This window comes from Rhizobium sp. YTUHZ044, from assembly GCF_051123975.1.
GTDB lineage: Bacteria > Pseudomonadota > Alphaproteobacteria > Rhizobiales > Rhizobiaceae > Rhizobium.
Genome location: NZ_CP101426.1, coordinates 2,351,701 through 2,366,082, shown reverse-complemented (window position 1 = coordinate 2,366,082; position 14,382 = coordinate 2,351,701). Strand labels below are relative to the sequence as shown.

Below are 14,382 nucleotides of genomic sequence, written 5' to 3'. Positions count from 1 at the left end.
TCGTTGCGCGGAATGCGTCGCGCTGATGTCCTAAAAGCGACAGTGGCATGGAAAAATGCGGCCGGGAAGAGCAAATATGCGACATTGACCGGAATTTGACCGGTCAAATCGCCGATCGGGGCAGAAGACAGGCTCATACGCGACTGAAATTCGGGGCTGAAAACGGCTGGGAACGGCACAGCGGACAGGAAAAAGGCGGCGTTGCGCGAGGCAGACGCCGCCCTCATCTCAGGAGGAATGTCGCATTCATTACATGGTCCGGTGTTTGCTGTCGTCGGTGCTCGGCCAGCCGATATCCTTGCGGACGTCAAACGGCATGGCTTCGATTTCACGGGCGGTCCGCCAGCGCGTCCAGGCAAGCACGAGCTTGTGGGCGTAATGGCCCAGATCGAAGCGGCCTTCGCCGGAGGTGAGGGTCTTGCCACCACCCCGATAGGTGAGCGTGGTCATTATCCAGTTCCTTTCCTGGGTCAGGGACATGGTCGTCGATGGGAGGTTCGTCCATGTCCACGCTGTTAATATGGGCGTCGGGAACTCATCATTCAAACGAATAGAGCTTATGGATAGCATCAACGATATTGAATGATCTCGGCGCCTCCCGACAATGGACCTCGTGGCCTCTATTTGTCGGTACCAAGCACTTTGAACCCTGCGAGCGGAAGTGGGCTCTGGATGCCGCTGGCGTCTCTCCAACAGACGGCAAGCTTTTTTCCCTTTGGAAATGGCAGTTGAGCAAGATCGTGCCGCGAAGGCCAATGCAGCGAGCTGAATTCTGTATGCGAGGGCGGAGTGATCAGTGCCGAGTGTCGAGATGGGGCAGCTCGTCGTCGAAATTCCCGTTGCTGCCGGCATCATAGGTGTTCACGCTTCGACCACCGCCTCGGGAACCGAACACCGTCAACTGCACCATGATGGCTCGTGCGCGTTCGACCGCAGCGTCATTGTCCGCGCCTGCAGCACCAGTCGGTGCTGTCCCAGATCGTTTCTTTCAAACGCTCCTGCACTGGCTTGGCCGCTTTCAGCAGACTGGGTAAAGCAGAAACGCTGCTCGAAGAAGCTCGCCGCCACGGCGTCCAGTACGGCAGCCTTAGTAGGGAAGACCTTGTACACGCTTGCCGGCGACTTTCCGATCAGTCGGGCAATATCGGTGACGTTCGTTTTCAATGGTCCGTATCGCCGGCACGCTGTGGTGGCAGCTTCGACAATGTGGGATCTCTCTTCTGCGCGTGACTCGATCGATGGATCAGGCGACTTTCCATTTGCGAGTCCTTTGGGCGTACGGCTTCGAATCCTATCGTCTCGAAGTGAAGCCCTGTCCGGCCGGTAAGTTGCCGGACAGGGAATTTCAGACGGATCCTCATCGCAGAATCCCGCTGAAGGCTCAGTACGAGATCTGCCCGTTGACGATCTTTCCATCATCGGAGGAAAGCTCCCGTTTCAGCGCATCGCGTGCCTCCGGACTGATGATGGCCACCGGAGCCGCAACGGCTACGCGCGCTGCCGAGCCGGCGAAGTTGGCCGCTGTCATCCCGATCTCATCGGCAACGCCTGCCTTTCCGCCCTCCAGGCTCTGCCCCGCCAGCCGCCGCCCGAGCATGCGCACGATCTCGGGACTGTCGGCGAAAGCGTTGTGGCCGAGCGGATCGCTGGTTGCGATGCCGCTCGTGTCGATCACGGAAACGCCGAGTTGGTCGAGAAGGGGTGCATAGGGTCTGAGATCGGTGCCGCCGACGCGGTTGACGCCACCCGACAGCCAGCCGGACACCTCCAGCGCCTTGTCGCGCGTCGATGTCAGGATCGCAAAGTGCGGCCTCTTCGGCCCCATTTCCGTGAACTGACGGCGAAACACGTCGATGTCGATGTCCGGGGATGCCAGGATGACATTCCTGACCTTGGACGGTATCGATTTCTCCCGCATGGCAACACCGCGCAGGGCCTCCGCTGCAAGCCAGCCTCCCATGGAGTGGGCCAGGATCGTCACGTCGTCGACGTCGGGACTTCTTGCAGCCTGAAGGATCAGATCCTCCAGGGCGCGGCGAGAATAATTTGCACTCTCCCTGTCATAAAGGTAGTCGAAGACACGGCCTCTCGAGGGCCACGTGAAGAGGATTGGAGCCGCGTCGGTTCCGGAATCATGGACGATCTGCGCCAAGCGGAAGACCGCGTCGGCATAGGTGTTGTTGAAGCCATGGACGAAAATGAGCACCTGCCGCTTCGAGTTTCGATTCTTTCGGAACCAGTCACGCGCCTGTCGCTCCGATGGGACAGTGGAGACCCCGGTGACAGCGAACTCCTTTTCCGGGTTTTGGGGCAGGCGCGAGGGCCACTGCACCTCTCCGATCTTCCGATTGCGGTCAGGGGGTATCGAAACGCAGACGCTGTTAAGCGTTATCGCCGTCCCGCGGTCGCCGGAAAAGAGTTTGCCAGGATCCTCCGAGGGCTTGCGCGTCGTGGCGACGAGCATGGTGACCCGGCTGGTGTCGGTCGGGGCAACGGCGAGGGGGCGAAGCACGTCCTGCCGCCGCCCTGCGCAACCCGATGCGACTAGAGCTATTGTGAGAAGGACCGGGACCCACAGCTTCACGCGGCCGCGACCAGTGGCAGCGGCTGGTTGCGTAAGGCCGCGCGGCGGTGGAACCTGGGCCTTTTGCTGATGGAATGAGACAAGAGCGGTCATGTCAGTGCTGCTCGACTTCACGAGGAATACGGAACCAGGTGACGTAGAGCGCGGGCAGAAAGAGAAGCGTCAGCGCCGTTCCGACGACGATCCCGCCCATCATGGCGTAGGCCATCGGTCCCCAGAATATCTCATGCGAGATCGGGATCAGCGCCAGGGTGGCCGCCGCGGCGGTGAGCATGATCGGCCGCATGCGGTGCTCGGTCGCCTCCACCACCGCCTTCCAGGCCGACATACCCTCCGCGCGCAGCTCCTCGATCTGCACGATAAGGATCACCGAGTTGCGGATCAGGATGCCGACCAGCGCGAGCACCCCGAGCAGCGCGACGAAGCCGAGCGGCGCATTGCTGGCGAGCAGAGCGACGACGACGCCGATCAACGCCAGCGGCGCGACTGAGAAGACCAGGAAGAGCCTGTGGAAGCTCTGGAGCTGGATCATCAGGAGTGTCGCCATGATCAGGAACATGGCCGGCGCTACCTTCGCGATCGGACCCTGCGACTTGGCGCTTTCCTCGACAGCGCCTGCGACCTGCACGGAATACCCTGCCGGCAACGTCTTTTCGAACGTGGCAATCTTGTCGGACAAATCCTTCACGATGGTCGCCGGTTGCGTCGCGTCAGCGATCCCGGCCTTGACCGTGATCGTCGGGATCCGGTCGCGACGCCAGATCGTCGGCTGTTCCAGCTCGTATCGGAAGGTCGCGACCGACGAGAGCGGAACCGACTGGCCGTTGCTGCTTTGCAGTTGCAGGTCGAGGAGCGTATCCACAGACTCGCGTTCCTTTTCAGCCGCGCGGCCGACCACATCGACGAGGTAGATGTCATCGCGTACCTGGGTGACGGCGTTCCCCTGCACCACAGTGTTGAGCGCCATCGCGATGTCCTGCGATGAGACCCCGAGCTGTCGCGCCTTGTCCTGAAGCACGTCGATCTTCACGACGCGGGCGGGCTCGTTCCAGTCGAACGCGAGGTTCTTGAGCGAGGGATGGCTGCCCACGATCGAAGCCAGTTTCTGCGCCAGTCCGCGCACGGTCTGCAGATCCTCGCCGGATACCCGGTATTGGATCGGCTTGCCGACTGGCGGCCCGACTTCCAGAAGCTTCACGTAGCCGTCGGTGCCGGGAAAGGTCTTCTGTAGATAGGATTCGACGTCCTGCTTGAGCTTGTTCCGGACATCGAGTCCTTTGGTGACGATGACGGTCTGGCCGAAGGCGACGTCGGCCGGCTGCACGTCAAAGGAAAGGATGAAACGGGGCGCGCCTCTCCCGACGTATGTCGACCAGTGGTCGACCGCCGGGTTGCCTGCCAGCATCTCCCGCTCGAATTGCGCCATCTGGCGGCTCGTTTCGGCGATCGAGCTGTTCTGCGGCAGGTTCCAGTCGACGATCAGCTCCGGCCTGTCGGAACTCGGGAAGAACTGCTGCTGGACCAATGACAGGCCGGCGACCGATGCTGCGAACACCAGGATCGTTGCCATGATCGTCATCCAGCGCCAGCGCAGGCATGCGTGCAGAAGGCTCGAGAACGCCGTCACAAACCAGCCCTTGTGTTCGGCATGCTTCTTCATCGTCTTCGGAAGGATCGTCACGCCGATGAGGGGTGTGAACAGAACAGCGACGACCCAGGACACGACGAGAGATACGGCGATGACGACGAAGAGAGTGAAGGTAAACTCGCCGGCATTGCTCTTGTTGAACGCCACCGGTATGAAACCGGCGACGGTCACGAGCGTGCCGGTCAGCATCGGGAACGCAGTCGACGTGTAGACGTAAGTGGCGGCCTTCCTGAGACTGTCACCCAGTTCCAGCCGCGCCACCATCATCTCAACCGCAATCATTGCGTCGTCGACAAGCAGGCCGAGCGCGATGATCAGAGCTCCGAGCGATATTCGCTGAAGCGAAATTCCGGAATAAAGCATCACCATGAAGGTGATGGCGAGGACCAGCGGGATCGCAATCGAGACGACGAGGCCGGCGCGAACGCCGAGACTGACGAAACTGATCGCCAGCACGATGGCGACTGCCTCGAACAGGGCCTTTGTGAAGCCTCCAACGGCCTCCTCAACCACCTTCGGCTGGTCGGATACCTGCTCCATCGAGACGCCGACTGGCATGTCCTGAATGACCCGAGCCATCGTTTCTTGGAGTGCTTCGCCAAAGTGAAGCAGATTTCCACCGGTCTTCATGCCGATCGCCAGCCCGATCGCGGGCTTTCCATTGAAGCGGAACAGCGATGTCGGCGGGTCTACATAGCCGCGGGTGATCGTGGCGACGTCAGTCAGGGGGAAGAAGCGATCGTTTACCCTGAGGTTGATGCCGCGCAAGGTATCTTCGGAGATGAACCGGCCGCCGACGCGCAATGCAATGCGTTCCGGTCCGGTCTGGACGAAGCCCGACTGGGTGACGGAGTTCTGTGCCTGTAGCGTGGCGATGATGTCGGCGCGATTGATGCCGAGAGCGGCGATCTTGCGCGTCGAGAATTCCAGATAGATGACCTCGTCCTGAGCACCGATGATGTCGACTTTGCCCACGTCCGGGATCTTGAGGATTTGCGTTCGTGCATTCTCGGCAAAATCGCGGAGTTCCCTGAAGCTCAGTCCGTTACCGGTGAGCGCAAAGATATTGCCGTAGACGTCCCCAAATGCGTCATCAAAGAATGGACCTACGACCCCCTGCGGGAAGTCCTGCTTGATATCCGCGATCAAGTTGCGCACCCGGATCCAGGTTGGCTTCACGTCCCGTGCGTTCGTATCCGGCAGCAGATCAACGAACACCGTCGTCTGGCCGGCCGTAGTGATGCTGCGGGTATGCTCGAGGTTGTCGAGTTCCTGCAGTTTCTTCTCAATGCGGTCGGCAACCTGGTCGGTCACTTCCTGGGCGGACGCGCCGGGCCATTGGGCCTGGATGACCATCGTTTTGATCGTGAAGGAAGGATCTTCCTCGCGTCCGAGGCCGAGATAGGCGAAGGCGCCGGCAATCGCGAAGATGATCATGAAATACCAGACGAGAGAGCGATGCTCGAGCGCCCATTCTGAGAGATTGAACTTGTTCACGAGCGCGGCTCCTGTTCGCGTTTGACCTTCTGTCCGTCGACAAGTTCGTTCACGCCGGCGACCACGATTTCGTCTCCTTCCCGCAGCCCGGAGAGAACTCGGACGAAACTGGCATCGGCCTTCGGTGGTTCGAGCTCAACAGGCGTGGACTTCACCGTGCCCGTCGACCCGTCGACGACCCAGACGTGATCGGCGCCGTCCTTGTCGCTGATCGCGGAAATCGGCAGGCGGATCGATCCTTTCGCTGCCTTGGCCATGGCATTGACGGTGACCACCGCGCCGAGACGGAAAACCTCAGGCGCCTGGTCGATTGCGAGCTTGACCCTGTAGGTGCGGGTGCTGGGTTCGGCCTGGGGCGCAATCTCGCGCACCTTGCCCGAGGTTTCCTGGCGGGCGTCCAGTTGCAGCGAAACCCGAAATTCGTCGGCCACCTTGCCGGATGACAAAAGCGCTTCCGGTACGTCGATGACCACATCACGCAGGTCGGGGCGCGCGAGCCTCAGAACCGTTTGACCGGCTGCGACCGTCTGACCCGTTTCCGCAGATGTGGCAGTGACGACGCCATCGAACTCGGCTCGGAGTTCCGAGTAGCCAAGCTGCTCACGCGCCTTGGCAAGGCTTGCCGTCGTCCTTGCAACATTCGCCTCGGCCGACTTGAACTGCTGCTCCGCTAGATCGTAGTCGGCAACGCTGGCGGCGTTGGTGTTCGCAAGCGCCCGCTTGCGTCTTTCCGTGACAGCGGCGTTGTCAAGTTGCGCCTGTGCGTCGCGCAGATCGGCTTCTGCGCTCCTCACCGCGAGTTGAAGGCTAAGCGGATCGATCTCGGCGACGACCTCGCCTTTAGAAACAAGGTCTCCGACCTCGACCCTGCGCGCTATGATGCGCCCAAGCGTGCGAAAGGCCATGTCTGCTTCGACGCGGGCTTGCACGATCCCGGGCAGGCTTCCGATTTTCTCCGGCTCAGCAGTCGCCGTCACGGTCTTGACGGGACGGGGTTTCACCTGCTCCCGGGCGACCGAGCTTTCGTCACAGCCGGCGAGGAGCGAGATCGAGAGCAGAAGCGGAAGCGTTGCATAGAAGGGGTTGACAGTCATCTCACTTGCCTTCCCAGGCTACTGCCTGGCCTTCTCTAAGAAATTTTCCTCCCTCCGTGACGATGAGGTCGTTCGGCGCGATACCGCCAGCCACGACGAAGTCGCTCTTGCGGTAGCGGTCAACCGAAATCCTGCGGAGGGTGACGTTGTGCTTTTCGGGGTCGACCAGCCAGACGGCGGGATCACCCCGGTCGGAGGCGATCGCGTTGTAAGGCAGAACGATCCCTGATTGCGGCGAGGCCTGGATGCTGCCGACGACTGTGGTGCCTAGAGGCCACTCGGCATTGTCCGGAAGAGCTGCCTTTATGCGGATCGTACCGGTTCTGGTATCTATCACCGGAGACACTTCGCGGATTTTGGCGTGCAGTTCGCTGGCTCGGTCCGCGAGCGGCGCGACCTCTATGTCCGCCGAGGGGCGCCCGTTGAGGAAGAAGGCCTCGAAGACGTCGAAGACGGCATCCCGTTGGCCGTCGTGCGCGAGGGTGAACACCGATTGCGCCGCGGACACCACTTGTCCAACCTCTATGCTACGCGCCGTTATGATCCCGTCGGCATCGGCTCTCACCTCGGTGTAGGACAGCGCGTCCTGGGCGGTCGCCAGCGCGGCCTCGGCTGCCTCCAACGCCGCCTGGGCGCTCAGCAATTCCTGTTGGGCTGCGTCGAAGACCTGTCTGGCTATCGCCTGCGACTGCACAAGGCTCTTCGCCCGCTCGAGGGCCAGGGTCTTCTGTGTGGTGACGGCCTTTGCCGAATCCAGTGCCGCTCGGGCGACGCTTACGTCTGCCTGCTGCTCGGTGTCGTTGAGCTTCGCCAGAACGTCGCCGGCGTGAACATGCGATCCGACGTCAACTCTTCTCTCCAGAACCCGCCCGCTTACGCGGAAGGAGAGTTCGGTCTGAACCCTTGCCTTCACCTCGCCGGTGATTTCCGCACGCGGTTGATACAGAGCCTGCGACGCCGCAATGACGCGGACCTGCTGTTGCGGCGGCGTCACTTCAACTTTCTCGTCGCAGGCAGCGAGAACTGCGCAGGCGAAACCAATTCCCAGCAATCGAAAGGACTGCATTTTTTGCTCCGGTACGGTCGGCGAAGAGAGCCGCGTTTGTTGATCGGCAGCTTCAATTTTGCTGCCGCCTCATGTTGACAGTGCCCACTTAGAGATTAAAGTAGTCAATGTCAACATAGCTGTCGGAAAATGTCGATACGCGGAACAGGGAAAGGTGAAGTGGATGCGGTTAGCCCCCGGATATTCGAACAATTCCAATCGGATGATGGAACGAGTTGCTAAAAAAGCATCGCGGGCGGAACGGAAGGCGCGGCGTCCCCACGAGATACTGGAGGCAGCGTTCGAGGAATTTGCAGCAAAAGGTTATGCGGCAACGCGAGTTGAAGACGTCGCAACCCGACTGGGGATAACAAAGGGAACGGTTTACCTCTATTTTCCGACCAAGGACGTTCTTTTCCAGAAGATGTATCGCCACGCATCGACGGCATCCGCAGACCTGTCGAGCGCTGTCGGCGACCTTCGGGGATCCTGCGCCGATAGGATCCGCGCCCTGCTGCATATCGCTTTTGAAAACACGGCTAACGACCGAAAGGCGAGGGAACTCCTGCGTTTGTCCGTCGCCGAAGCAGTTCGTCTTCCCGAAATGGTCGATTGCCGACATGAGCTATTTATCGCACCGACGCTTGCAACTCTGACCGCTCTGGTCGAGGAAGGTGTGAAGTCGGGAGAGTTGAGAAGCGATACGGCGGCCGATACGCCTGACGTGCTCGCGGGGTTGATTTTTCACGTTGCCGTCTGGCGTCTCATGTCTGGCGATCGAAAGCCGATCGACGGCAAGGCGCTTCTGGATGCGCACATTGACCTCATTATGAGCGGTCTTCTGCGGCATTCGAATCAAGTGGTCTGATTTGGCAAGGTGCGTTAGGCCGGACGGAGTTGTGCAGTTCTCGATTTTGGCAAAGGCCGGGTATGTCGTGTTGTCCGGCCTCAACCTTTTCCACATGCTGAACTGAATCTAATTTCCGCTAGGAACGCGATTGTAATCCGACGGCGGGACTTCGCCCGTGATCAAGATGGTTCCCTGGATCTTATAGACGATCCGCAGATTGGCGGCCGCGGCCTGAAGCCAACCGACCGCATCTTCCGATGTCCATACCGTTCCTTCCGGCGGCAGGCTCTCGAAAAGACCGGCAATCAGAGGATTGACAGACTGGGAGCTGCCATTGCCGCCGCTCTGGTTCGCCCCACCCTCTCGGCTGCCAGCAGGCCGGCCGGAGCGAATTTGATCGGAAGAGCTTGCATATTCTCCGCCAGATGCGCCTGAAGACCTGTTGTGAGATGAAACCGAAGACCCCCCGTGAGATGAACCCGACGATGCCGCGTTAGCAGAGGTCGCGCTGCCTTGGGAAGAACTCGATGACGCTGCGCCGGAAGAACCCGCAGAGGATCCGGACTGATCTCCATAGGAATAATACGTCCTTCCGCCAGCGTTCGAGGCGGCGGCCGCACCCGTGACGACGCCCGCCGCATATCCGCCCAGGACGTAGGCGTCGCGGCGACTGTATCCACGCCCGTAGTCTCCACCGCCGTACTCTCCCCGACTATAGTCGCCGAGACCATGGTCTCCACCATGATAGTATCCGCGGCCAAAATATCCGTTGCGATCGCCCGAGACCTTGAGATCGGCTGAGTTGTTGACGGTGAGATTGCCTGAGTCCTTCGCGACGATATTGCCCCCGGAGTTCATGAAGGTGCGGTTCCCGGAAATATTTCCGCCCGAGTTCAGGGTGTTGCGAATATTTCCGGACAGGCTGCTCCCTCTGCGGCCTGGGCCTTCCGCCAATCGCCCCCTTGCGCCGCCGATATCCGGCATACGAGTACGTGGGTTCACGGGCGGATGGTTCTGCGCGCTCACAGGCGGCCGGCCGTGGATTCCCGTCGGGGGACGTGGGGGGCCGCCAGGCCCTGCCGACGGAAAATGGGGTGGCCCTCCAGACGGCAGGGGCGGCGGACCGCCGGGCGGCGGCGCAAACTGACCGAAGGCAGCGCCCGATGTGATGGCCGTCAATGCTATAAAAGCGACGCAGGTGCGCTTCAGATAGTTCATCACTTGCTTCCTTCCGTTCCTGTCCTGACGGCTGGTGTCGGGTCGATCTTTTTCACGTCCGCAGGAGGCTCAAACGTGAATTCGGAGTCGGAAACGGGGCGGTCTGTCGTCCAACTGGTGAATTCGGCAACGAAGCTTGGCTGGCCCTGCAGCAACGGGTAGGTGACGATCAGGCGATGCGGCGTCGCCGCATCATTCTTCTCGACCCACAATTCCACATCGATCCCGGACTTCTGCGAGAACAGCAGATGCCGGCACTCGATCCCGTCGACGGTAGCCGTGCCCACCTGCCGGGCCGCCATGGTATCGTCCAGCAGAATTTCGTCCGGAGAGCCTGCAAAAAGGACAGCGAGCGGAAAATCGAGGTCCAGTTTGTCTGCGATCTCGTTGAGGGCGGAAAGTGTGTCGCCCGACGCGGGGATCGTCATGTATTTCTTGCTGTCGGGAAAGAAGACCGAGGCCTCCTTGCCGTTGTAAAATAGATCGTGTCTGCCGTCATCGCCGCTGAACTCGACGGCGATCCGATCGGGCCGGCGGGCGGCGATTTTGATCGTATGGAAGATATGAAGCGGTTGTCCGGATTCGTCCAGGTAGACGCTGACCGTTCTTGCCGTGACCGACAAGTCCCTAGCATGCAGCGTCTTTCCCATCTGCGAAATAGCAGTCGCGGCCTCGTCGCTAATCTCCGGCTTGAACGGAGGCGCCGGCTCATCCGCGCGGGCTGTCGGCAGCGTGGCAAATCCCACGAGAACGCCGAACGCGGCAGTTTGAACCACATTCCGAAATATCGCAGACACGCCATGCACGCCTGCACCGTCGATAATGGGCTTCGCGGCCATCAAGCGACGCATGCCCTTCAATATGAGCTGGTTCAAGCCATCGCACATTTTCATTTTCATTTCCTTTGTATTCAGAGATTCATTGATGCCAGACGGACCAATGCGGTTTGTCACCAATTGACGTGGTTTACGTGCTGAAGCGTTTGCGGAGGTTCAGGATTGGGATGATCAAATACCCTGGCAGAACCACACGCCTCCGACGGCAATGGCGAATATTGAAAACGAGGCCATGAGGGTATTTTGCACTTTGACACTGCGGGCGCCCGGCCGGCCTGCGAGCCAGCCGATGAAAGTTGAAAAGCTCGCCATTGCTGCGATCGTGCCGAGACCGAATACGAGGAGATAGGCTGCCGCCTCGGTGTTCGTGGGCAATGCCAGCGCCGGCACGATGCCGAGCAAGTGCGAACTCCCGGCGAGCCCGTGCACCGTGCCAACGGCAAAGGCTGGATGCTTGTGCCGTTGACTATGCGAACGCCGACGATGCTCATGGAAATGAGATTCGGCCCGGTCGGCAAATACTGCCCGTAGTCCCCAGATTCCGATGCAGCATAGCATGACGCCCACAAAACGCTCGCCCCATGCGGAGACGATGTCGATGGAGAGAGCGCCTCGCAGCAATAGCGCGAGCAAACCCACACCAACGACGCCAGCACTGTGTCCGACTCCCCATCGAATTCCTGTCCGCCAGGCCCGAGCTTTGGCATCGACGGCATAGGGGGCGATGGCGGCAAGATGATCGGGGCCGGAAACGACGTGAACAAAGCCTGCAAAGAGCCCGGAGGCTAGAAGGGTCATCAGAAACAAGGGAGTCATCTCGTAGCCTTTTGGACGGTGGAATTCACATGGGGGACAGCGACGTGATCGAACGTGGCCAGGAGCGGTTGTGCGGCCACTGCGCTCGATCATCAGTCGGGCAATCGAAGGCGTGGCCGGACGCAGGAATTGATCATGTCGGCCAGCCAGATCAGGCTGCCGCGCCAGAAGCCGTGCAGGCGCGACTGGTGGCTGCGATAGAGGAGGATGTGGCCGAGCTGAGCCGCGCGTCCGCGGATAAAACCGCCCGTAAACAGACCGAATTGTCCAAGCGAGCCATAGGCGCCGTAGCCGCCGAGCGACACGATCGAACCGAAGTCATGGAAGGAGAAGGCCGGCAGCTCTCGGCCCTGCAGCCAACCGGGAAGATGCCGGATCAGGTGCGACGCCTGCTGGTGTGCAACCTGTGCCGCCGGCGGCAGGGGCTTGCCCCCGTCGACAACCGCAAGACTCGAACAGTCGCCAACCGCAAAGATTGCAGGATCGACGGTCGACTGCAGAGTGGGCTTCACCACGATCTGGTTGTTGCGCGTCAATTCGAGGCCGTCATGCGCTGCACAGGCGTCCGAACCCTTCACCCCGGCCGCCCACACCTTCAGCTCTGCAGGAATCTTCTCTCCATCCGCAAGTCGAAGGCAGTCGGCTTCCGCGGCGACGACCCGCGCGCCTGTGACAACGGTGACGCCAAGCTTCTCCAAACGTTCTCGCGCGGAGATCGCGACGCGATCGGGGAACGCACCCAGCAGATTGGGCGAACCCTCAATGAGCGTAACCTTGACTTGGTCACGTAGCCCCGCGGCGCCATAGTGGGCCGTGACCTCGGTGAGTTGGATCAGTTCAGCGGCCAGTTCGACACCCGTGGCGCCGCCGCCCACCACCGCGATGCGCAATGTGGCGTCGGCAGCGAGTGTTTCGAGCATGAGCGCCATGACTTGGCGGTTGAAGTTCATAGCCTGCGACCGGCTGTCGATGGTCAGGCAATGCTCGCGCACGCCTGGCGTCCCGAAATCGTTTGCCTGGCTGCCAGCTGCCAGGATCAGGGTATCGTAGGAAAGAGACCGTTCCGGCAAGATGCAGCGCCCATCGATCTCCAGCGCCCCGAGGCGGACGGAATGTTCCTGACGGTCGATTGCTTTTAGTTCTCCAGGCTCAAAGACGAAGCGGCAATTGCGGGCCTGGGCCACATAGGAGGTTTGCTGCTGCCAAACGTCAGTCGTTCCGGCAGCGATGGTGTGGAGCATCGGCTTCCAGACGTAGGCGGGCTCCCGGTCGACCAGCGTCACGGCAACCGACATGCTGCCGATGCGTTTCGGCAGCCTGGAGGCAATTTCCAAACCGGCTATTCCGCCGCCGATGACGAGGACGCGGTGAGGCCCCGTCATCACAGCTTCCCGCGGACCGGTTTCACCGAGCGTATGGGAGATGATGGATGATTTTGGCATGTATCTGCTCCAAATTTCGTCATGGACGAAGCACGACGACGTTCGAGGTTTCAGTTGAAGTGTCTTCAGCCACTTCCGGGCGCGTCCGAAGCCCCACCAGCTCGGACGGTTCGACGATCAGCCGTCCACTACGACGGTAGGTGACCAGAAGCCGGGCCCAGCTTGCCAAGATGGAAAACTTGGCATGGCCTCCGCCTGACAGGCTTCGAAGATGCAGAAGTCCCCACATCAACCAGGCGGGGTAGCCCGTGATCGAACGGCCGCGAAATTCCGCGACCCCGACATGCCGGGAGATGGTTGCGAGCTTGCTCGGCGCAAATGGTTCGTAGGGCTTCGGAGGGGCCGTGCCTGCAAGCCGGGCGGCGATAACTTTGCCGACATATCGGCCCTGATGCTGCGCAACCGATGCCAGGCCCGGCACCGGCCGGCCATCACGGCCGACCACATGGGCTGCATCACCTATGACAAAGCAGTCGGGATGACCGGGCACCGAAAAATCATTCAGCACAGCCACCGTTCCGTTCGGTTCGACATTTGCGCCGAGCGTGCGCGCCACCGGCGCGCCCTCGACGCCGGTACACCACAGGACGGTTGCCGCCTCGATGCGTTCGTCTCCGACGGTGACGCCCATCGCGTCAACATCGGTGACGGGAGCGCCCAGCCTTACCTCCACACCCTGAGCTTCCAGGGCGCGGGCGGCGTAGGCCGAATGTCGCTCGCTGAATGCGGGCAGCAATCTCGGTCCAGCCTGGACCAGCACGATGCGTGTCTTGCGCAGGTCGATGTTTCGAAAGTCGGATGCCAGTGTCCTTTGGGTAAGCTCGCTGATCGTGCCCGTGATCGCGACGCCCGTCGGCCCGCCACCCACGACAACCACCGTCATGTCGCGCGCCTGTTTGGCGGGATCCGTTTCAAGTGCCGCACGCTCGAATGCCCTTAGAAGACGGTTTCGGGCCGCGACGGCGTCTCCGAGCGACTTCAAACCAAGCGCATGCTGCGACCATTCCAGCTCGTGGCCGAAATAGCTTGTCTGCGCTCCCGTCGCGACGACGAGGATGTCATAGGCCAGAGGGTCGCCTTCGTTCATGAGGACGGCCCGGCGACGCAGATCGATGCGCGTCGCCTCTCGCATTTCCACCCGGACGTTTGACAGCTCGTGCAGTGGAGAGCGGATAGGCGTGGCGATTTCCGCAGGCTCGAGGATTGACGTGGCGACCTGAAAGAGGAACGGCTGGAAGAGATGGTGATTGTTGCGGTCGACGAGCGTGATGTCCGCGTCGCTGTTGCGCAACGCGTGGACTGCTGCCATGCCCGCGAAGCCGGCTCCGATGACAACAATCCTGCGACGCGAT

General features: G+C 60.9%; 12 protein-coding genes. 1 reads left to right on the top strand and 11 read right to left on the bottom strand.

Features of this window, described 5'->3' with window-relative positions; genetic code table 11:
- Positions 1 to 249: 249 nt before the first annotated feature.
- The 6 genes from NL154_RS11795 to NL154_RS11770 all read right to left on the bottom strand — a co-directional run bounded on the left by NL154_RS11795 (position 250) and on the right by NL154_RS11770 (position 7,889).
- Complete coding sequence (locus NL154_RS11795; protein WP_064803254.1) at positions 250 to 450, bottom strand: hypothetical protein; 201 nt, start codon at positions 448 to 450, stop codon at positions 250 to 252.
- A 447-nt stretch (positions 451 to 897) separates the two neighbouring features.
- Entirely contained in the window at positions 898 to 1,416 is a 519-nt protein-coding gene (locus NL154_RS11790; RefSeq protein ID WP_434734088.1) for a TetR/AcrR family transcriptional regulator, read from the bottom strand.
- Positions 1,382 to 2,584, bottom strand: a complete 1,203-nt coding sequence (locus NL154_RS11785) for an alpha/beta hydrolase (RefSeq protein ID WP_434734087.1) — start codon at positions 2,582 to 2,584, stop codon at positions 1,382 to 1,384. The genes NL154_RS11790 and NL154_RS11785 overlap by 35 nt, the downstream gene beginning before the upstream one ends.
- Before the next feature lie 94 nt (positions 2,585 to 2,678).
- On the bottom strand, positions 2,679 to 5,729 hold the full coding sequence (locus NL154_RS11780; protein WP_434732704.1) for an efflux RND transporter permease subunit: 3,051 nt from the start codon (positions 5,727 to 5,729) through the stop codon (positions 2,679 to 2,681).
- A complete protein-coding gene (locus NL154_RS11775; protein WP_434732703.1) occupies positions 5,726 to 6,823 on the bottom strand; it encodes an efflux RND transporter periplasmic adaptor subunit in 1,098 nt (365 codons plus the stop codon). The genes NL154_RS11780 and NL154_RS11775 overlap by 4 nt, the downstream gene beginning before the upstream one ends.
- A gap of 1 nt (position 6,824) precedes the next feature.
- Positions 6,825 to 7,889 carry an efflux RND transporter periplasmic adaptor subunit gene (locus NL154_RS11770; protein ID WP_434732702.1) on the bottom strand — a complete coding sequence of 355 codons (1,065 nt, stop codon included), beginning with the start codon at positions 7,887 to 7,889 and terminating at the stop codon, positions 6,825 to 6,827.
- Positions 7,890 to 8,052: 163 nt separating this feature from the next.
- Between NL154_RS11770 and NL154_RS11765 the strand changes: the two genes are divergently transcribed.
- A complete protein-coding gene (locus tag NL154_RS11765; protein ID WP_434732701.1) occupies positions 8,053 to 8,736 on the top strand; it encodes a TetR/AcrR family transcriptional regulator in 684 nt (227 codons plus the stop codon).
- A 108-nt stretch (positions 8,737 to 8,844) separates the two neighbouring features.
- Here the strand turns inward: NL154_RS11765 and NL154_RS11760 are convergent, their stop codons facing one another.
- From NL154_RS11760 to NL154_RS11740, 5 genes are all read right to left on the bottom strand, one after another.
- A complete protein-coding gene (locus NL154_RS11760; protein WP_434732700.1) occupies positions 8,845 to 9,936 on the bottom strand; it encodes a hypothetical protein in 1,092 nt (363 codons plus the stop codon).
- Positions 9,936 to 10,829 carry a DUF2092 domain-containing protein gene (locus NL154_RS11755; protein WP_434732699.1) on the bottom strand — a complete coding sequence of 298 codons (894 nt, stop codon included), beginning with the start codon at positions 10,827 to 10,829 and terminating at the stop codon, positions 9,936 to 9,938. The genes NL154_RS11760 and NL154_RS11755 overlap by 1 nt, the downstream gene beginning before the upstream one ends.
- Before the next feature lie 114 nt (positions 10,830 to 10,943).
- Complete coding sequence (locus NL154_RS11750; protein ID WP_434734086.1) at positions 10,944 to 11,570, bottom strand: urease accessory protein UreH domain-containing protein; 627 nt, start codon at positions 11,568 to 11,570, stop codon at positions 10,944 to 10,946.
- 110 nt (positions 11,571 to 11,680) lie between these two features.
- A complete protein-coding gene (locus NL154_RS11745; protein ID WP_434732698.1) occupies positions 11,681 to 12,922 on the bottom strand; it encodes an NAD(P)/FAD-dependent oxidoreductase in 1,242 nt (413 codons plus the stop codon).
- Between the two features lie 127 nt (positions 12,923 to 13,049).
- Positions 13,050 to 14,339: an NAD(P)/FAD-dependent oxidoreductase gene (locus NL154_RS11740; protein ID WP_434732697.1), complete on the bottom strand. Its 1,290-nt coding sequence runs from the start codon at positions 14,337 to 14,339 to the stop codon at positions 13,050 to 13,052.
- Positions 14,340 to 14,382 lie beyond the last annotated feature (43 nt).

What these genes read in the sequence shown, in the direction of transcription:
- NL154_RS11795 (WP_064803254.1), bottom strand. Translation starts at nt 450, where the DNA reads ATGACCACGCTCACCTATCGGGGTGGTGGCAAGACCCTCACCTCCGGC.
- NL154_RS11790 (WP_434734088.1), bottom strand. Translation starts at nt 1,416, where the DNA reads ATGGAAAGATCGTCAACGGGCAGATCTCGTACTGAGCCTTCAGCGGGA.
- NL154_RS11775 (WP_434732703.1), bottom strand. Translation starts at nt 6,823, where the DNA reads ATGACTGTCAACCCCTTCTATGCAACGCTTCCGCTTCTGCTCTCGATC.
- NL154_RS11770 (WP_434732702.1), bottom strand. Translation starts at nt 7,889, where the DNA reads ATGCAGTCCTTTCGATTGCTGGGAATTGGTTTCGCCTGCGCAGTTCTC.
- NL154_RS11765 (WP_434732701.1), top strand. Translation starts at nt 8,053, where the DNA reads ATGCGGTTAGCCCCCGGATATTCGAACAATTCCAATCGGATGATGGAA.
- NL154_RS11760 (WP_434732700.1), bottom strand. Translation starts at nt 9,936, where the DNA reads ATGAACTATCTGAAGCGCACCTGCGTCGCTTTTATAGCATTGACGGCC.
- NL154_RS11755 (WP_434732699.1), bottom strand. Translation starts at nt 10,829, where the DNA reads ATGAAAATGTGCGATGGCTTGAACCAGCTCATATTGAAGGGCATGCGT.
- NL154_RS11750 (WP_434734086.1), bottom strand. Translation starts at nt 11,570, where the DNA reads ATGACCCTTCTAGCCTCCGGGCTCTTTGCAGGCTTTGTTCACGTCGTT.
- NL154_RS11740 (WP_434732697.1), bottom strand. Translation starts at nt 14,339, where the DNA reads ATGGCAGCAGTCCACGCGTTGCGCAACAGCGACGCGGACATCACGCTC.